The sequence below is a fragment of the Streptomyces sp. NTH33 genome, assembly GCF_003236365.1.
Classification (GTDB): Bacteria; Actinomycetota; Actinomycetes; order Streptomycetales; family Streptomycetaceae; genus Streptomyces.
In genome coordinates this window covers 1-17,827 of the sequence record NZ_POTZ01000106.1, presented here as the reverse complement: position 1 = coordinate 17,827, position 17,827 = coordinate 1, and the positions used below count along the sequence as shown (strand labels likewise).

General features: G+C 71.4%; 16 protein-coding genes. 5 read left to right on the top strand and 11 right to left on the bottom strand.

Features of this window, described 5'->3' with window-relative positions; all coding sequences use genetic code 11:
• Window positions 1-90 precede the first annotated feature (90 nt).
• From C1I97_RS13410 to C1I97_RS13400, 3 genes are all read left to right on the top strand, one after another.
• Window positions 91-1,500 (top strand): phytoene desaturase family protein, encoded by a 1,410-nt coding sequence (locus C1I97_RS13410; RefSeq protein ID WP_111003440.1) that lies wholly within the window; start codon window positions 91-93, stop codon window positions 1,498-1,500.
• Window positions 1,497-2,048: an O-acetyl-ADP-ribose deacetylase gene (locus tag C1I97_RS13405; protein ID WP_111003439.1), complete on the top strand. Its 552-nt coding sequence runs from the start codon at window positions 1,497-1,499 to the stop codon at window positions 2,046-2,048. The genes C1I97_RS13410 and C1I97_RS13405 overlap by 4 nt, the downstream gene beginning before the upstream one ends.
• 256 nt (window positions 2,049-2,304) lie before the next feature.
• Complete coding sequence (locus C1I97_RS13400; protein ID WP_111003438.1) at window positions 2,305-2,844, top strand: manganese efflux pump MntP; 540 nt, start codon at window positions 2,305-2,307, stop codon at window positions 2,842-2,844.
• A 176-nt stretch (window positions 2,845-3,020) separates the two neighbouring features.
• Here the strand turns inward: C1I97_RS13400 and pqqE are convergent, their stop codons facing one another.
• The 11 genes from pqqE to C1I97_RS13345 form a co-directional block, all read right to left on the bottom strand.
• Window positions 3,021-4,157, bottom strand: coding sequence for a pyrroloquinoline quinone biosynthesis protein PqqE (gene pqqE, locus C1I97_RS13395; RefSeq protein WP_111003437.1), 1,137 nt, complete (start codon window positions 4,155-4,157; stop codon window positions 3,021-3,023).
• On the bottom strand, window positions 4,150-4,479 hold the full coding sequence (gene pqqD / locus C1I97_RS13390; protein WP_111003441.1) for a pyrroloquinoline quinone biosynthesis peptide chaperone PqqD: 330 nt from the start codon (window positions 4,477-4,479) through the stop codon (window positions 4,150-4,152). Before pqqD ends, pqqE begins: the two co-directional genes overlap by 8 nt.
• Before the next feature lie 5 nt (window positions 4,480-4,484).
• Window positions 4,485-5,192 (bottom strand): pyrroloquinoline-quinone synthase PqqC, encoded by a 708-nt coding sequence (gene pqqC, locus C1I97_RS13385; protein WP_111003436.1) that lies wholly within the window; start codon window positions 5,190-5,192, stop codon window positions 4,485-4,487.
• Window positions 5,193-5,196: 4 nt separating this feature from the next.
• Complete coding sequence (gene pqqB / locus C1I97_RS13380; RefSeq protein ID WP_111003435.1) at window positions 5,197-6,084, bottom strand: pyrroloquinoline quinone biosynthesis protein PqqB; 888 nt, start codon at window positions 6,082-6,084, stop codon at window positions 5,197-5,199.
• Between the two features lie 94 nt (window positions 6,085-6,178).
• Window positions 6,179-6,274, bottom strand: a complete 96-nt coding sequence (gene pqqA / locus C1I97_RS13375; RefSeq protein ID WP_111003434.1) for a pyrroloquinoline quinone precursor peptide PqqA — start codon at window positions 6,272-6,274, stop codon at window positions 6,179-6,181.
• 49 nt (window positions 6,275-6,323) lie between these two features.
• On the bottom strand, window positions 6,324-8,024 hold the full coding sequence (locus C1I97_RS13370) for a PQQ-dependent dehydrogenase, methanol/ethanol family (RefSeq protein WP_111003433.1): 1,701 nt from the start codon (window positions 8,022-8,024) through the stop codon (window positions 6,324-6,326).
• 13 nt (window positions 8,025-8,037) lie between these two features.
• On the bottom strand, window positions 8,038-8,499 hold the full coding sequence (locus tag C1I97_RS13365; RefSeq protein ID WP_111003432.1) for an MSMEG_3727 family PQQ-associated protein: 462 nt from the start codon (window positions 8,497-8,499) through the stop codon (window positions 8,038-8,040).
• 306 nt (window positions 8,500-8,805) lie between these two features.
• A complete protein-coding gene (katG, locus tag C1I97_RS13360; RefSeq protein ID WP_441349112.1) occupies window positions 8,806-11,109 on the bottom strand; it encodes a catalase/peroxidase HPI in 2,304 nt (767 codons plus the stop codon).
• Window positions 11,110-11,146: 37 nt separating this feature from the next.
• Window positions 11,147-12,541 (bottom strand): DNA-binding protein, encoded by a 1,395-nt coding sequence (locus C1I97_RS13355; RefSeq protein ID WP_111003431.1) that lies wholly within the window; start codon window positions 12,539-12,541, stop codon window positions 11,147-11,149.
• 398 nt (window positions 12,542-12,939) lie between these two features.
• Window positions 12,940-14,592, bottom strand: coding sequence for an amidohydrolase (locus tag C1I97_RS13350; RefSeq protein WP_111003430.1), 1,653 nt, complete (start codon window positions 14,590-14,592; stop codon window positions 12,940-12,942).
• A 133-nt stretch (window positions 14,593-14,725) separates the two neighbouring features.
• Window positions 14,726-16,060, bottom strand: coding sequence for an MFS transporter (locus tag C1I97_RS13345; protein WP_111003429.1), 1,335 nt, complete (start codon window positions 16,058-16,060; stop codon window positions 14,726-14,728).
• Window positions 16,061-16,232: 172 nt separating this feature from the next.
• Between C1I97_RS13345 and C1I97_RS13340 the strand changes: the two genes are divergently transcribed.
• Window positions 16,233-17,129 (top strand): LysR family transcriptional regulator, encoded by an 897-nt coding sequence (locus tag C1I97_RS13340; protein WP_111003428.1) that lies wholly within the window; start codon window positions 16,233-16,235, stop codon window positions 17,127-17,129.
• Window positions 17,130-17,222: 93 nt separating this feature from the next.
• A partial coding sequence (locus C1I97_RS13335; RefSeq protein WP_146608211.1) for a bifunctional transcriptional activator/DNA repair enzyme AdaA occupies window positions 17,223-17,827 on the top strand: 605 nt, incomplete at its 3' end.

Sequence of the window (17,827 nt, the reverse complement as noted above, 5' to 3'; positions counted from 1 at the left end):
ACCCTGAGCCGCACCCCGGGGTGCTGGTTCCCCGGCATATCCTGGCCATCAGTGGCCGTCGGCTGACGAAGGGGTCCGAAGGTGTCGTCGATGCTCGATGCGGTCGTGGTGGGCGCGGGGCCGAACGGACTGACCGCTGCCGTGGAGCTCGCCCGCCGCGGCTTCTCCGTGGCCGTGTTCGAGGCGCGCGACACCGTCGGAGGCGGCGCCCGCACCGAGGAGCTCACCCTGCCCGGCTTCCGGCACGACCCGTGCTCCGCCGCGCACCCCCTCGGCATCAACTCGCCCGCCTTCCGCGCCCTGCCCCTGGAGCGCTACGGCCTGCAGTGGCTGCACGCCGAGCTGCCCATGGCCCACCCCTTCCCGGACGGCACCGCCGCCGTGCTGTCCCGGTCGGTCGCCGAGACGGCCGCCTCCTTCGGGCCGCGCGACGCGGGCGCGTACCGCAGGCTGGTCGAGCCGTTCCTGCCCAGGTGGGACACCCTGGTCCGCGACTTCATGTCGCTGCCGTCGACCGCGCTCCCGCGCGACCCGGTCACCCTCGCCCGCTTCGGTCTGGCCGGCCTGCCCCCGTCCACCTGGCTGATGCGCCGCTTCCGCGACGAGCGCGCCAAGACCCTCTTCGCCGGTCTCGTCGCCCACGTCATAGCCCCCCTCGGCGGCTTCGCGACCGGCGCCGTCGGCCTGGTCTTCGCGCTGGCGGCGCACGCCCGCGGCTGGCCGGTCGCCCGCGGCGGCTCCCAGGCGATCTCCGACGCCCTCGCCGCGTACCTGAAGGACCTCGGCGGCACCCTGTACACCGACTACGAGGTCAAACGCCTCGACGACCTGCCGCCCGCGCGGGCGTACGTCTTCGACACCTCGCCCACCGCACTGGCCCGCATCGCCGGCCTCGGCCGGTACTACGAGGGCTACCGGTACGGTCCCGGCGTCTTCAAGATCGACTACGCGCTGGACGGCCCGGTGCCGTGGACCGCGAAGGAACCCCGCGTCGCCGGCACCGTGCAGATCGGTGCGGACAGTGCCGAGATCGGCACCGCGCTGCGCGCCGCGTCCCGCGAGGGCCGCGCGCCCGACCGCCCCTTCCTCATCACGGTCCAGCCCGGCGCCGCCGACCCCACCCGCGCGCCCGCCGGCAAGCAGGTCTTCTGGGCGTACGGCCATGTCCCGAGCGGCTGGACCGGGGACCTCACCGATGCCGTGGAGCGCCAGCTGGAACGCTTCGCCCCGGGCTTCCGCGACCGCGTGCTCGCCCGCGCCACCGCCGGCCCGCCCGAGCTCGCCGCCCGCAACGCCAACTACGTCGGCGGCGACATCGCCTCCGGCGCGACCAGTGGCCTCCAGCTCCTGCTGCGCCCCAAACCGTCCCTCTTCCCTTACAGCACCCCGCACCCGGCCGTCTACATCTGCTCCTCGGCCACCCCGCCGGGCCCCGGAGTGCACGGCATGTCGGGCCACAATGCGGCGAAGGCCGTCTGGAGGAGGCTGCGGCGAACATGACCACCACCCTCACCCTCGTCCAGGGCGACATCACCCGCCAGCGCGCCGACGCGATCGTCAACGCCGCCAACTCCTCCCTCCTCGGCGGCGGAGGCGTCGACGGCGCCATCCACCGCCGGGGCGGCCCCGCGATCCTCGCCGAGTGCCGCGCCCTGCGCGCCTCCCTCCCCCAAGCTCTCAACTCCGTTCGAGCAGGGGGGACCCCCATCGGCAGGGGCCTGCCCACCGGCCAGGCGGTCGCCACGACGGCCGGTGAGCTGGACGCCCTCTGGGTGATCCACACCGTCGGCCCGGTGTATGGGTTGTCCGGCGGCGATCCGTCCCTGCTGGCGTCCTGCTACCGCGAGTCCCTGCGCGTCGCCGACGAGCTCGGAGCACGGACGATCGCCTTCCCGGCCATTTCCACCGGTGCGTACGGGTGGCCGCTGGAGGACGCCGCGCGTGTCGCCGTGGAGGCGGTGCGAGGGGCTGACACGGCCGTCGAGGAGGTCAGGTTCGTCCTCTTCGACGACCGGGCCTACGAGGCGTTCGCCGCGCAGGCCGGCTGACCCCCGGTGTCCCCTGCCGAAAAGGCGAACGGCGATGGTGGAATTCAGCGGACGGACCCACCGCGAATGCGCTCGTCGGACGCCCTGACAGACCTGCGGGTCACCGTCGGGCGAGCGGTGTCGGAAATCTGCCGTAAATCGGCTTACCGGGTGTTTTTCGCAGATCATTCGATATAGCATATTTAGCTATGGCGGATACTAGCCGAGGCAAAGTCGTTCCTGTCGGCGCCGGTCGTCATCGGGCAGCGACGTCGCCATGATCTGGGAAATGCTGGCCCTGGGTTTCGTACTCAGCCTCGACAATTTCCGGGTGTCGATCGCGCTCGGCACCGTCCCCTTCGGCCTGAGACGCGCGGTGCAGGTCGCGCTGACCTTCGGGCTGTGGGACACGGTGATGCCCCTGGTCGGACTGTTGATCGGCCGCGAGATCGGGGAGGCCGTCGGGGGCATCGCCGATCTTGTGGGCGCGGCCGCGCTCGGCGGGTACGGTCTCTACCTCGTCATCTCGGCCCTCCGGAACCCCGAGCCGGACGAGTTGGACCATCCGTGGGCGCTGTTCGGCATCCCGTTGACGCTGAGCCTGGACAACCTGGTCGCCGGGGCGAGCCTGGGGATGCTCGGGCTCTCGCCGTGGTTCTCGGCCGCCGTCTTCGGCGTCATCACGGCGGTGATGTCGCTGGCCGGGCTGCAGCTCGGGCGGTTCGCGGCGCGCCTCATCGGGATCCGCTCGGACCTGCTGAGCGGAGTCTCCTTGATCATCGCCGCTGTGGCGCTGCCGTTGGTGTTCGGTGGCTGAGCGCTCCGCCGGCAGCACGGTGACGATCCCGCGGGCCGGCGGGGGCCGGCCGCGCGCACGAGGGGGGTCTTCCCTGCTCGTCAAGAGCTTGGGGGAGGAGCCGCATATCAGCAGAGCTCCGCGCCCCTTACGGGGCGCGGTGTCGCACCGGACTTCACCGAGGCTGCTCAGCCCACTCACTCGGCCCCGGGAACGGGCCGGTCCGCTCCACCCGGGCGGCGGGCCGGCCGGCGATCCCGGTGCGGGCGGGGGACCAGCGGGGGACCGCCGGCCCGCGAGCCGGCGTTGGCGGCCTCGACCGCCCGGGCGACCAGGTCGTGGTCGGGCGACAGGTGGCAGACCGGGTCGGTGCGGGCGGCGTCGCCGGTGAGCAGGAACGCCTGGCAGCGGCACCCGCCGAAGTCCACCTCCCGCCGGGGGCAGCTCCGGCAGGGCTCCGGCATCCAGTCGGTCCCCCGGAACGCGTTCATCACCGGGGACCCGGCCCAGATCCGCTCCAGCGGGTCCTCCCGCACGCTGGCCCGCGGCAACGGCAGGGTCTGGGCGGCCGGACAGGGCAGGACGTCACCGTTCGGCGTCACGGTCAGCAGCCGGGAGGCCCAGCCGCCCATGCAGGGCTTCGGATAGCGGCTGTAGTAGTCGGGGATGACGTAGATGACGTCCATGCGGTCCCGCAACCGCTCGCGGGCGGCCCGTACGACGGCCTCGGCCGCCTCGAGCTGGGCCCGGCTCGGCAGCAGCGCGTCACGGTTGCGCCAGGCCCAGCCGTAGTACTGGGTGTTGGCCAGCTCCACCCGGTCGGCACCCACCTCCTCGGCCAGAGCGAGCACGTAGGCGACGCGGTCGATGTTGTACCGGTGCAGCACCACGTTCACGGTGAGCGGCCAGCCCAGCTCCTTGACCACGCCCATCGCCTCGATCTTGCGCTGGAAGGACGGGGTCCCGGCGATCCGGTCGGACAGGGCCGGCTGGTCGGCCTGGATACTGACCTGCACGTGGTCCAGGCCCGCCTCCCGCAGCTGCTCGGCCCTCGGACGCGAGAGCCCGAGGGCGCTGGTGATGAGGTTGGTGTAGAGGCCCAGGTCGTGGGCGTCCGCCACGATCTCCACCAGGTCGCGCCGCAGCAGCGGTTCCCCGCCGGACAGGTGGCACTGCAGAACCCCCAGGTCGCCGGCCTCGGCCAGCACCCGCCGCCACTCGTCGGTGGCCAGCTCGTCCTGGTAGTCGCCCATGTTCAGCGGGTTGGAGCAGTACGAGCAGGCCAGCGGACAGCGGTAGGTGAGCTCGGCGAGCAACCCGAACGGGCTATCCATCGTCGAGCTCCACCCAGCGCCGGGCGACGAGCCGGGACAGGAACTGCCGCACCTCGTCGTCGGGGACGGTCCGGTAGCGCGCGCCCAGCTCGGTCACGATCTCGGCCACGGTGTGCCGCCCGTCGCACAGCTTAAGGATGGCCGCGCCGCTGTCGTTCAGCACCACCACCGTCTCGGGGTGCAGCAGGACCTGACGCTGCCTGGTCCGGCAGAAGCTCAGCCGGACATGGCGCGCCAGCCGGGGCCGGTCCGAGCCGGACACCCCGACGCCGGGCCGGGTGGTGGTCGTGGTCCGGGTCGTTCCGGTGGGGGTCGGGTCCATGATGGTCACTCCGGGTAGGCCTGGTCGACGGCGTCCATCAGGCTCCACAGGACGTCGCACTTGAACGACAGCGCGTCGACGGCGCGCGCCTGGGACTCGGCGGAGAGGCAGTGCGCGGTGACCACGTCGAGGGCGTGCTCGCAGTCGCGGGGGGCCTGCTCCAGGCGGGCGCGGAAGTAGGCGAGGCCCTCGGGGTCGATCCACGGGTACCACCGCTCGAACGCGGCCAGCCGCGCCGCCATCAGGTCGGGCGCGAACAGCTCGGTGAGCGAGGACGCCACCGCCTCCACCCACGGACGGGTCCGGGCGAAGTTCACGTAGGCGTCGACGGCGAACCGCACCCCGGGCACCAGGTGCCGGTGGTCCAGGACCTCCTCGCGGGTCAGCCCGGCGGCCTCGCCGAGGCGCAGCCACGCCTCGATGCCGCCCTCGCCGGCGGCGGTGCCGTCGTGGTCGACGATCCGCCGGATCCAGCGGCGGCGGACCTCGAGGTCGGGGCAGTTGGAAAGGATCGCGGCGTCCTTGCGGGGGATGTTCTCTTGGTAGTAGAAGCGGTTGGCCACCCAGCCCCGGACCTGCCGGCGGCTCAGCCGGCCGGCGTTCATCCGGACGTGGAACGGGTGCTGGTCGTGGTACCGCCGCGAGTGGGCCCGCAACGCCTCGACGAAGCCGTCGGCGCCGGTTCCCGTGGTGGTTGTCGTTGTCGTCGTCACGGCTCTACACCTGGACCTCGAGGCCGTCCATGGCCACTTCCATGCCGCTCTTCTCCACGGTACGCCGCTCGGACGTGTCCTCCAGGAGGACCGGGTTGGTGTTGTTCATGTGCACGAAGATCGTCCGCCCCACGCCCAACGACGGGAGCTGCGCCAGGCTGCCGTCCGGGCCGTCGATGGGCAGGTGGCCCATCTCCCGGGCTGTCCTGCCGGCCAGGCCGAGCCGTACGAGCTCGTCGTCGCGCCAGCAGGTCCCGTCGATCAGCAGGCAGTCGCAGCCCTCGATCTCCCCGCGCAGCGCCGGCGTCAGCGACTGCACCCCCGGCAGGTACACCAGCGTCCCCCCGCTGCGCTCGTCGGTCAGCCGGTAGCCCACGACGCGGCCGTGGTCCGCCCCCGTTCCGAACCGGTCGCGCTTGGTGGTGGGCACGTCGAACGCCCGGCAGGACAGTCCGTCCGCCAGGGCGAGGTCGGCGCCGGGGGTCACTGCCCGCCACTCGACCGGGCAGTAGCGCTCGAGCGTGCGCAGGATCCCCGAGCCGGCGCACAGGGTCTCGCGCACCGCCGGCGTGGTGTACAGCCGCAGGGCGCGGGCCTCGCGCAGCAGGAGCAGGCCCAGCGTGTGGTCCAGCTCGGCGTCGGTGAGCAGCACCGCCTGAAGCGGCGTCGTCCGGTCGTCGCGCGGACGCAGGCGGGGGAAGGCCTCGATCTGGGCGCGGACGTCGGGCGAGGCGTTGATGAGGAACCACCGGCGGCGGTCGGCGCTGACCGCGACCGACGACTGGGTGCGCGCGAGGCGGGCCCGGGAGCGGACCGCGGCGCACACCGGGCAGCCGCAGTTCCACTGCGGGGAGCCGCCCCCCGCCGCCGAGCCCAGCACTCGCAGCAACACGTCGGCACTCCGTTCGTTGCAGGCCTGGATCCGAGGACCCGGGTCTTCGAGCCGTCGGCGGCGCCGGACCTGGTCCGGCGCCGCTCCACGTCCGCTAGTCCTCCAACCGAGCCATGTACATGGTCACCTCGGCCGCGACTGCGATCTCGTCGAACTCGGGGGTCTCCCACACAGCGAGCTGAGACTCCATGGATTCACCTCCTCTCTGCCCCCGGACTGCGGCGGGCTCCGGTCATGCGCTACATCGGTTCCGGAAGGGCGAAGGTGATCAGGGCGCTTCCGTGCCCCGCGCCGAGCATGCCGGGGAGGAACCCTTCGGCCCATCCGCCCCAGCCGACCGGCACGGCGATGTACTGCCTGCCGTCGACCATGTAGGTGGTCGGGCTGCTGTGGTGGCCGCTTCCGCACTGGAACTGCCACAGATGCTCTCCGGTGCGGGCGTCGAGCGCGATGAACTCCCCGGACGGTTTGCCGGCGAACACCAGGTCCCCGCCGGTGGCCAGCACCGAGGCGCACATCGGGAGGTCGTTGCGGCAGCGCCACTTCTCCTCGCCGCTCGCGTCGAACGCGCTGATGGACCCCGCCATGTCCTCGATGTCCACCTGAACGCCCGCGCCCCAGTACGGGATGCTCTCCTTGAACTCCCGGCGCCGCCGGGTGGCCGTGGCACCGGTGTCCTGGACCGGGACGTAGAAGAGTCCGGTCTTCGGGCTGTAGGCCGCGTGGGTCCATTCCTTGGCGCCGGCCGGACCCGGGTAGAAGTGGACCGGCTCTCCCTCCTTGTCCGGGTACACCTTGGCCGTCACCTGGCCGTCCCTCGTGATCGCGCCCCATGTGATGCGGTCCACGAAGGGGGTGATCTGGACCCTCTCGCCGTTCGTGCGGTCGAGGACGAAGAAGTAGCCGTTCTTGTCGAAGTGCCCGAGCAGTTTGCGCCCGTCCTGCTCGAACAGGATGCACTCGGCGATGCTGTCGTAGTCCCACAGGTCGTGCGGGGTGCACTGGTAGTGCCAGCGGACCTGACCGCTGTCCACGTCGACGGCGATGATGCTGTCGGTGAAGAGGTTGTCGCCCTGGCGGACCTCTCCGTCGAAGTCGGGCGCCGGGTTGCCGGTGCCGACGTACAGCAGGTTCGTCTCCGGGTCGAAGGTGCCGGTGATCCAGCAGTTCGCCCCGCCCCGTGCCCAGGCCTCGCCGTCGGCGGGCCAGGTCTCCGAGCCGGGTTCCCCGGGCTTCGGCACCGTGTAGCAGCGCCACTGGTGCTCGCCGGTGTTGAGGTCGAACGCGTCGAGGTGGCCGCGTACGCCGAACTCGCCGCCGGAACTCCCGACGATGACCATGTTCTTCACGACCAGGGGGGCGAGGGTGGCGCTCTCCCCGGCCCGGACGTCTCCGTAGGTCTTGTCCCAGACCCGCTTGCCGTTGGTGGCGTCGAGCGCGAGCACACGGGCGTTCGCCGTGACGAAGAAGACCTTCCCCTGGGCCACGGCGACCCCACGGTTCACGTTCCCGCAGCACAGGGACACGTCGAAGGGGATCGCATGCTTGTACCGCCAGATCTCCACACCCGTCTTCGCGTTGAGGGCCCAGACCCAGCCGTCCCAGCCGGAGACGAACATGACCCCGTCGACGACGATCGGGGCGGCCTCGAACGAGTAGGTCGACGCGCCCGCGATCAGGCCGGTCGTACCGGCCTGGAAGACCCATGCGGGGCCGATGCGCTTGACGTTCTCCGTGTTGATCTGGTTCAGCGGGCTGTACCGCTGCCCGTTGTAGGCGCCGTAGTAGGTGAGCCAGTTCTGGGGCTCCTCGCGGGCGTTGAGTATGCGCTCGTAGGTGACGCCGGCCACCACCGGCGGCGCGACATCTCCCCCGGGGGTCTTGTAGTTCAGGGTCCCCTGGTCGACGGCCTCACCCGCGTCCACGTATGCGACAGTCATTGCCTCCTCCTCTCTACGGCCGAGGCTGGTCGGGGCGGTCGAGGCGGGCTTCCGGCGGAGCGTCCCCCAGGACGACGATGGCTCCGGTCAGTCCCCGGCCCTCGTCATTGCCCGTGGGCGAGCTGAACCAGTAGTAGCCCGGCCCGTCGAGGTTGAGGGTGGCCCGTCCTCGCGAATGGTTCACCAACCAGATGAACTTCCGGTCGCCGTTGCTCGGCAGGAGCGCGCAGTGCGTGTTCAGGTCGTCATTGATGAGCTCGAGCTCGATATCGCCTCCATGGGGCATGACCAGGATGGAGGGATCCCAGGTCAGCTCATCCGGGTGGATGCGAATGGTGGCCTGCATGCGGCCGTCCGGCTTCTCGGTGGCCTGCCCGATGCTCCCGATTCCCAGCACTTTGCCCAGCGTTGCTTTGTTCTGTATGTTCAATCCGACCTTGTCCAGCAGGTCGGATCGCTCCTGCGCAGTCGTCATCGGGACTTCACTCTCCTTATCCCGAATTCCTGTGTCCACTCAGCATTGGCCGCGCTGATGGCGGCACGTCACGGCCGGTTGCACACCTCCGCTCGGCAAAATGATTCTCCGAATCGACCTCGAATTTTTCGCGTCGTCCGATGCCCGGCTGCAACTGATATTCAAAGAGCGCGCTACGCCGGATGAACCACACCGAAAAAAGGGGGGGATTAAATTGGTGGTCAAGAAACACGCTACGCCGGACCGATCACACCGACAAGGGCGGGCGCCGGTGCGGGCCGGCTCACGCCGTTCGCCCGCGACCGGCTACCGTTCGCACCCGATGTGCCACCGCTGGGAGGAACCGGGCCGGACCGCCCCGATGGAGGATCGGGCGAGGCCGTACCGGTCGAGGTTCATGACCTTGTCCCACGCGGCGACGAAGTCCCGCACGAACTTCTCCCGTGCGTCGTCGCTCGCGTAGACCTCCGCGACGGCACGCAGCTCGGAGTTCGAGCCGAAGACGAGGTCGACGCGGCTGCCGGTCCACTTGACCTCGCCGGTGGCCCGGTCGCGGCCCTCGAAGGTTTCCGCGGCCGCGGACGTCGGCTTCCATTCCGTGCCCATGTCGAGCAGGTTCACGAAGAAGTCGTTGGTCAGCGACCCGGGAGCCGAGGTGAGGACGCCCAGCGGCGACTGCCGGTGGTTGGCGCCCAGCACCCGCAGGCCGCCCACGAGGACGGTCATCTCGGGCGCGCTCAGGCCCAGCAGGTTCGCGCGGTCGACCAGCAGGTGCTCCGACGGCAGCCGGCTGCCCTTGCCGCGGTAGTTGCGGAACCCGTCCGCGGTCGGCTCGAGCCGGGCGAAGGACTTCACGTCGGTCCACTCCTGCGTGGCGTCCGTGCGTCCCGGAGCGAAGGGGACCTGGACGTCGTGGCCGGCGGTCCTGGCGGCCTGCTCGACGGCGGCGGCTCCGCCGAGCACGATGAGGTCGGCCAACGAGATCTTCTTGTCCCCGGCCTGGGAGCCGTTGAAGGACTCCTGGATCCCCTCCAGGGTGCGCAGCACCTGTGCCAGCGTCTCGGGGTCGTTCACCTCCCAGCCCCGCTGCGGCTCGAGGCGGACGCGCGCGCCGTTCGCCCCGCCACGCCTGTCGCTGACGCGGAACGTCGAGGCCGACGCCCAGGCGGTCGAGACGAGCTGGGGGACCGACAGCCCGGAGGCGAGGATCCGGCTCTTGAGCGCGGCGATGTCCGCCGCCCCGACGAGCTCGTGGTCCACGGCGGGGACCGGGTCCTGCCAGAGCAGCCTCTCCCGGGGGACCAGCGGCCCGAGGTAGCGCTGGACCGGACCCATGTCGAGGTGCGTCAGCTTGAACCACGCCCGGGCGAACGCGTCCGCGAGCCGGTCCGGGTTCTTCAGGAAGTGCCGCGAGATCGGCTCGTAGACCGGGTCCAGCCGCAGCGCGAGGTCCGTCGTCAGAATCGTCGGGGCGTGTGTCGCCGACGGGTCGTGGGCGTCCGGCACGGTGCCGGCCCCGCCGCCGTCCCTCGGGATCCACTGCCACAGACCGGCGGGGCCCAGCTCCAGCTCCCACTCGTAGCCGAACAGGGTCTCGAAGAAGCTGTTGTCCCATCGCGTCGGAGTGGGCGTCCACGTGCCCTCGAGCCCGCTGGAGATGGCGTCCGAGCCCTTTCCGGTGCCGCAGCTGCTCTTCCAGCCCAGGCCCTGCTCCTCAAGGGGGGCGCCCTCGGGCTCGGGGCCGAGGTGGGCGTCCGGATCGGCGGCGCCGTGGGTCTTGCCGAACGTGTGGCCGCCCGCGATCAGCGCGACGGTCTCCTCGTCGTTCATCCCCATGCGCCGGAACGTGTCGCGGATGTCCCGGGCCGCGGTGAGCGGGTCCGGGACGGTGTTCGGTCCCTCCGGGTTGACGTAGATGAGGCCCATCTGGTCGGCGGCCAGGGGGCTCTCCAGCTCCCGGACGCCGCCGTGGCGCTCGTCGCCGAGCCAGGCGCGCTCGGGACCCCAGTAGACGTCCTCGTCGGGCTCCCAGACGTCCGCCCGGCCGCCGGCGAAGCCGAAGGTCGTCAAACCCATCGTCTCCAGGGCACGGTTTCCCGCGAAGACCATCAGGTCGGCCCAGGAGATCCTGCGGCCGTACTTCTTCTTCACCGGCCAGAGCAGCCGGCGCGCCTTGTCGAGGTTGCGGTTGTCCGGCCAGCTGTTCAGCGGCGCGAAACGCTGCATGCCGGCGCTCGCGCCACCGCGGCCGTCGTCGACGCGGTACGTTCCGGCGCAGTGCCACACCATCCGGATCACGAGCGGCCCGTAGTGGCCGAAGTCGGCCGGCCACCACTCCTGCGACGCCGTCAGCACCTCGTCGACGTCCCGCGCCAGGGCGTCCAGGTCGAGCGTCCGGAACTCCGCGGCGTAGTCGAAATCCTCGCCCATGGGGTCGGCCGCGGCGGGGTGTTTCCGGAGGATCGACAGGTCGAGCCGGCTCGGCCACCAGTCGCGATTGCTCGCGCCCCCGATCGGGCGACCGCGGTACCCGGCCGGGGCGGAGAGGCCGAGGCCGCCCGCACCCCCCACGTTCATCTCGCCGCCGACGGCGTCCGGACTGTCGGACACGGGACTTCCTTCCAAAGCAGAGGTCGTACTGGGGGACTCAGATGTCCAGCGCGCGACGCACGGCCGGCGCGTTCCGCCGGGAGACCGGCACCATCTCCTTCGTCCGGTCGTCCATGACCAGGGACAGCTCGCCCTTGAGCCCGCGCTCGATCTCCCGGATGCGGCTGAGGTTGACCACGTACCGGCGGTGCACCCGCAGGAAGCCGGCGTCCGCCAGCTCACTGTCGAGCTTGTCCAGGCTCAGGGCGGCGGCTCGCAATCGCCCCTGATCGGTGGAGAGCCACACGTCGTTCCCCCGCGATTCGGCGAAGGAGACTTCCGGCAGCCGCAGCAGCACCATCCGGTTGTCGCGCACCGCGACCAGCCGGCGCGGCTGCGCCCGAGGGTGCGCGGGCCCCTCCGCCCGGGGCAACCGTGCTCCGCCGGAGGCACCGAACGAGACCAGGTGCCCGATCAGGTGTCCGGAGGAGAAGACGGGCCGGATGCTGATCGACGTCGGCTCGTCGGCGAGGTGGGCGAAGATCTGCGTCGAGCCGACCCAGTCGGGATTGTGGACCGCCTGTCCAGTGGCATACCGGGTGGCTGCGATCAATTCCGGCAGCCCGGCGTTCCATCGCAGCGTGGGATCGACCGCCGGGGTGGACGCCGGGACGCCCAGGAGCACACTCGCCATGTCGTCGGCGATCACCACCTTGCCCGCGGTGTCCACCGCGGCGAGCGCCGCCCCGGAGCGTGCCCTGGCCTGGGTGTAGGCCGCGGCCAGTTCGGCGCCGCTGTCCCGGGCGCGCCTCTTCAGCGGGTGCTGGGTCATGGTGACCGCGTTCGCCAGCCAGCTCCCCACGGACGCGGGAAGCCGGCTGCGCCAGCAGCAGATGCTCAGGACCGCGATCGGTTCCCTGGTCACCACGTCACGCACCGCGATGCCCGCGCAGACCCAGTTGTGGAACGCCTGGCACCAGTGCTCCGCGCCCCTGATCGGTACCGGGCCGTGCGCCTCGAGCGCCGTACCCATGGCGTTCGTGCCGACCGCGCACTCGGACCAGCAGAACCAGGGCGCCAGACGGGAGTCGTGGGCCCTGGCGAGCGTGGCTTGATCACCCCACTCGGCCAGGATCCGGCCAGTGGCATCGGTGACGGTGACGACGCCACCGAGGTTGCCCACTTCATGCGCCACGGAGGCGGCATGGAAACCCAGCTCGGCGAGGGCGACGTCGTGCTCGGGCGTGTGGTCGGGCTCCGCGACGGCCACCGGAGCCTCTGTGAGGTGAGGATCGACCCGGTACTGCTCCCGGCAGCGGTGCCAGGAGATCGCCACCAGGGGCCGGACACCCGGGATGTGATCCTCGCCCTGCACGAACCGTTCCCACGCCGCAAGCACGGTGTCGCTGCCCAGGTTCCCCGGGACGGACTCGAGCCGATGTACATCCCTCATAGTTCGGAACCGCCCTCGGTTCATCCCCGACGCCCGACGGTGTGCGCGCGGTCCGCGCCGGTCGCCGCCCGTCGCGGCCGGGCCTGCGGCGGACCGGGCACCGCGTCGCGCGGCCCTCCTGCATCGCCATGCGTTCCAGGCTGTGTCACGGACCTGCACTCCCGCACCCCCCACCCTAGGTACCGCAGCCGGGCTGCGCACGTCCCCCTCCGGGCCGCGTGTGCGGAAGGTCGCTTCCCGGCCGGCCTTCGGGCCTGCCAGGCGTTCGCCGGCCGGGCCGGCCGACCGCGACGACGGCGGCCCGGTCCGGCGTGCCGCCCTTGCCCCAGGGCCTCGCGTCGCCGGACGCGCCGACGCCGGCCGGGCGGTGCACCGGCCGGCGTTCGCGGGCGGCCGCGTCAGCCGGTGGTGACGGCGCCGTCGTCGAACTCGACGCTGCCGCCGACGACGGTGGCGCCGACGGTGACGTCGCGGATGCGGGCCGGGTCGACGCGGAAGAGGTCGTCGGAGAGGACGACCAGGTCGGCGAGCTTGCCGTTGCTCAGGGTGCCCTTGTCCCCCTCCTCCTTCACCGCGTACGCCGAACCGTACGTGTAGGCGCGTACGGCCTGCTCCACGCCGATCCGCTCGTCGGCGTTGAGGACCTCGCCGCCGGCGGTGACGCGGTTGACCATGTCGTGGATGTTCACCAGCGGGTTCCCGGTGACGACCGGCGCGTCGGAGGAGCCGGGCAGCACGGCCCCGGCGTCGAGGAGGGACTTCATCCGGTAGCACAGGCGGGCGCGCTCCGGGCCGAGGGCGCGCAGCATGCCGTCGCCGAGTTCGGAGATGAACGCGCCCTGCGGCACCGGGATGACGCCGAGGCGGACGAGGCGGGCGACCTGTTCCCCACTGGTGACACCGAAGTGCTCGATGCGGTGGCGCGGGTCGGTGCGCGGCGCCTGGAGCTGGGCGGCCTCGAAGGCGTCCAGCGCGGCGTCCACGGCGGAGTCGCCGATGGCGTGCGCCGCGACGGACCAGCCGGCCCGGTGGGCGGCGACCACGATCTCGTGCACTTCCTGCGGGGAGAACTGCATGAAGCCCTTGTTGGAGGGCTCGCCGTGGTAACAGGTGTGCATGGCGGCCGACTTGCCGATGAGGGAGCCGTCCGTGACGACCTTCACCGGTCCGAGGCGCATGTACGCGTCGCCGAAGCCGGTGCGGATGCCCAGGTCCAGGCCGAACCACTCGCGCGGGTCCCGGAAGCCCTCGAGGTAGTGCAACTTGGTGACGTACGGCATCAGCGTCGTCCTCAGCCGCAGCAGCCCCTGCTCCCGGGCGAGCTGGTAGGTGTGGAAGTCCGACGGTGAGGCGCCGATCATCTCGTGGGCGGCCAGGCCCGGCTCGGTGACGCTGGTCAGGCCCTCCGACAGGGCCTTGTCCGAGGCGAGCCGCACATGTTCGAGGACCTCCTCGGTGGGCAGCGGGCGGACCACCGAGTAGATCAGGTGCATGGCCTTCTCCTGGAGCAGGCCCTCGGGGGTGCCGTCCTCCAGGCGCGCGACATGGCCGCCGTCGATGTCGGGCACGTTGCGGCCGTCCGCGAAGCCGGCCCGGCGGAACGCCTCGGTGCTGGCCACGCCCATGTGACCGGAGACGTGCTCCAGCCACACCGGGCGGCCGCCCGCGACCTCGTCCAGCACCCGGGCGACGGGGTGGCCGCCGGTCTTGTTCTGGTCGTAGCCCGCTCCGAAGACCCACTCGTCCGGCCCGAGCAGGGCGGCCCGCTCCCGGACGGCTTCGTAGAGCTCGTCGAGGCTGCCGACCGCCTGGGCGCGCAGGTCGAGCCATGCGAGCCGGCGCCCGCGGAGGTGGATGTGGTGGTGGGCGTCGTTGAAGCCGGGCAGGACCGGGGCTCCGCCGAGGTCGAAGGTTTCGGCGGCACGCACGCCGTCGAGCTCCTCGTCCAGTCCGACGATGCGGCCGTGCAGGACGCCGAGGCGTGTGGCGGTGGGCCGTGCCGGGTCCATGGTGCGGATACGGCCGTTGGTGAAGATCGCGTCGATCTGCATGAGGGCGTTGCGCTCCTTGCGGGGTGGGGTGGGGACAGCGTGCCTTCCGGCCCGGGCGAGGGCCTGTGACGGTCCGAGGGGTCTGTGAGGGTCCGGGGGGAACACGGCGGGGCCGTGCCGCGCCGTGCGGCGTTCAGAGGGCGGCGGTGATCCGCAGACCGGAGCCGCCGGCGGCCTCGGCCGCCGCCTGGCGCTTCGCGGCGAGCCTGGCCAGCGCGATGACGCAGACCAGCGTGAGCACCAGCATCACCCCGTAGAAGATCCCGATGCCCGTCACGCCCGCGTTGATCAGCACGGTCTGGGCGATCAGCGGTGTCGCGCCGCCGATGAGCGAGGAACACAACTGGTAGGCGAGCGAGACGCCGGTGTAGCGGACGTTCGCGGGGAACACCGAGGCGAGGAAGCTCGAGAGCATCGCGTAGTACAGGACCGTGCCGAGCGTCGACAGGATCAGGCCGAGTGTGATGAGCAGCGGCCGCCCGGTCGAGATGAGCAGGAACATCGGCACCACGACGAGCACGGACAGCAGCAGGCCGCCCGCCATGACACGGGCCGCGCCGAAGCGTTCCGAGAGCTTGGCGGCCAGCGGCTGGAGCAGGAACTGCAGGACCGCGATGACCAGCAGGACGTCGAGCATGGTCTGGCGGTCGACGTTCAGTTCGGTGGTGGTCCAGGACAGGACGAAGGTGTTGTTGAAGTAGGCGGCGGCGATACCCATGATCGACGCGCCCATGCCGAGGGCGACGATGCCCGGGGCGTTGCGCAGGACCTCCAGCAGCGGGAGCCTGACGACGGCGTCCTTCTCCTTGGCGGCCTCGAAGTCCGCGGACTCCTCGACCTTCATCCGGATGATCAGGCCGACGGCGACGAGAAGGGCGGACAGGAGGAACGGCACACGCCAGCCCCAGGACAGGAACGCGTGGTCGGGCAGCGTACCGACCAGCAGGAACATCAGCGTGGCGAGGATCGAACCGGCGGGCGAGCCCTGCTGGACCCACATGCCGGCCGAGCCCTTCTTCCCCTCCGAGGCGTTCTCGGTCGCCATGAGGACCGCGCCGCCCCACTCGCCGCCGACCGCGAGGCCCTGAAGGGCACGCAGCAGTACCAGCAGGACCGGCGCGGCCACGCCGATCTGCCCGTAGGTGGGCAGCAGGCCGATGCCGAAGGTTGCGGCGCCCATCAGGAAGAGCGTGATGACCAGCGTGTTCTTGCGGCCCACGCGGTCGCCCATGTGACCGAAGACGATGCCGCCGAGGGGGCGGGCGAGGAAGCCGACCCACATGGTGGCGAAGGAGGCGAGGATGCCGGCGCCCGGCGCGGCACCGGGGTAGAAGACCTTGCTGAAGACCAGGGCAGCGGCCGTGCCGAAAATGTAGAAGTCGTACCACTCGATGGCGGTGCCGACGAAAGCAGCGGTCGTGGATCTGCGGGACGACCGGGCGGATGCCGACGTGGGCGTGCTGGGCATACGGATTTCCTCGGGGGACGGAACCTCACCACTTTGGCGCTCCACCGCACGGGTCACGAGTGCGGCGGAGCGAGGTTGGATGTATTCACGGCTCTGCGGGTATGCCCGGTCAAATAGTGGAGCCGTATGATCGCTATGCCTGAACCGTATTTCCGCAGATCGTAAGGTTGAGATGAAGCAGACCGTGCTTCGATATTTTTTGAACGTGGCCCTGCTCGGCAGCGTGTCGAAGGCCGCGGAGCGGCTCGGCGTGACTCAGCCGACGGTCTCCAGGCAGTTGGCCTCGCTCGAGAAGGAACTGGGCGCGCGCCTGTTCACCCGCACCTCCACCGGGCTCGGCCTGACCCCCGCCGGACGCAGCTTCCTCCCCGCCGCACGGGACATCCTGACGCGCATGGAACGCGGCGCCGAACTGGTGCGGGCCGTGGACAGCGGCAGACACGTCGGGATCACCGCGGTCGCACCCACGACCACCATGCACTACGTCCTCTCCCCCTTCCTCGCCCACACCGGCGCCCCCCTCGTCGACATCCGCGACACCGTGCCCGACCTCGTCTACGGGCAGGTGCTGGACGGCACGGCGGACATCGCCCTGAACACCCGGCGGGCACCACTCCAGCTCACCGAACGCCGGCTCGTCGAGATCCCCTTGAACGTGCAGGGCCCACCCGGCGGCCCCTGGTCGGGACGGGCGGCCATCGACATCCGGGAGCTGCGCGGACTGCGTGCGGTCGTACCCGGCAAGGGCAGCGCCGTGGGCGCGGTCTTCGACACCGCGGTGCGCCGCGCCGGACTGGACGTCGAGGTACACACGGTGACCAGCGCACCCGTCGCCCAGGCGGCGGCACGCGCGGGACAGGGAGTCGCCATCGTCATCGAACCTCTCCGCTTCGGCCTGGACGGCGCGCGTCTGACACAGGCCGGACGACAACTGACCATCGCCCTGTACGCGGCATGGGATCCGGACCACTACGCCGCACACGAACTCGGCGCCCTCGCCGACCGCCTCGCGGAATGGAGCACCGACACGCTCTCCGACCCGCTCACCTGGCCGGTCGAGGCCCACTAGCGACGCCAGGGCGATTCCCGCGCGCCCAGCACACCCGACGTCGATGTCGGAATCCCGCCAGCCCCGAGCCGCCCGGTGCCCGATGCTGGAGGCATGCAGAAGGGGATGCACACCCACCGCGAGCGCTGCGTGCGCGCCGTCCAGTCCAAGGACGCACGGTTCGACGGCTGGTTCTTCACCGCCGTCCTGACCACCCGCATCTACTGCCGGCCCAGCTGCCCGGTGGTGCCGCCCAAGCCCGAGAACATGACCTTCTACCCGAGCGCCGCCGCCTGCCAGCAGGCCGGGTTCCGGGCCTGCAAACGCTGCCGCCCCGACACCAGCCCCGGCTCACCGGAGTGGAACCAGCGCGCCGACGCCGTGGCCCGCGCCATGCGGCTGATCGCCGACGGCGTCGTGGACCGCGAGGGCGTGCCCGGCCTCGCCGCCCGCCTCGGTTACAGCACCCGCCAGATCGAACGCCAGCTCCTCGCCGAACTCGGCGCCGGCCCGCTCGCGATCGCCCGCGCCCAGCGCGCCCAGACCGCCCGGCTGCTCATCGAGACCACCGCCCTGCCGATGGCGGAGATCGCCTTCGCCGCCGGCTTCTCCTCCATCCGCGCCTTCAACGAGACCGTGCGGGAGGTCTTCGCCCTCTCGCCCAGCGAACTGCGCGCCCGCGTCCCACGGCAGCCCGCGGTGACCGGCCCGCCCCAGGG

Bases quoted from the DNA above. Each gene is read 5' to 3' on its own strand.
- C1I97_RS13410 (WP_111003440.1), top strand. From the start codon at position 91: ATGCTCGATGCGGTCGTGGTGGGCGCGGGGCCGAACGGACTGACCGCT.
- C1I97_RS13405 (WP_111003439.1), top strand. From the start codon at position 1,497: ATGACCACCACCCTCACCCTCGTCCAGGGCGACATCACCCGCCAGCGC.
- C1I97_RS13400 (WP_111003438.1), top strand. From the start codon at position 2,305: ATGATCTGGGAAATGCTGGCCCTGGGTTTCGTACTCAGCCTCGACAAT.
- pqqE (WP_111003437.1), bottom strand. From the start codon at position 4,157: ATGGATAGCCCGTTCGGGTTGCTCGCCGAGCTCACCTACCGCTGTCCG.
- pqqD (WP_111003441.1), bottom strand. From the start codon at position 4,479: ATGGACCCGACCCCCACCGGAACGACCCGGACCACGACCACCACCCGG.
- pqqA (WP_111003434.1), bottom strand. From the start codon at position 6,274: ATGGAGTCTCAGCTCGCTGTGTGGGAGACCCCCGAGTTCGACGAGATC.
- C1I97_RS13370 (WP_111003433.1), bottom strand. From the start codon at position 8,024: ATGACTGTCGCATACGTGGACGCGGGTGAGGCCGTCGACCAGGGGACC.
- C1I97_RS13365 (WP_111003432.1), bottom strand. From the start codon at position 8,499: ATGACGACTGCGCAGGAGCGATCCGACCTGCTGGACAAGGTCGGATTG.
- C1I97_RS13355 (WP_111003431.1), bottom strand. From the start codon at position 12,541: ATGAGGGATGTACATCGGCTCGAGTCCGTCCCGGGGAACCTGGGCAGC.
- C1I97_RS13350 (WP_111003430.1), bottom strand. From the start codon at position 14,592: ATGCAGATCGACGCGATCTTCACCAACGGCCGTATCCGCACCATGGAC.
- C1I97_RS13345 (WP_111003429.1), bottom strand. From the start codon at position 16,060: ATGCCCAGCACGCCCACGTCGGCATCCGCCCGGTCGTCCCGCAGATCC.
- C1I97_RS13340 (WP_111003428.1), top strand. From the start codon at position 16,233: ATGAAGCAGACCGTGCTTCGATATTTTTTGAACGTGGCCCTGCTCGGC.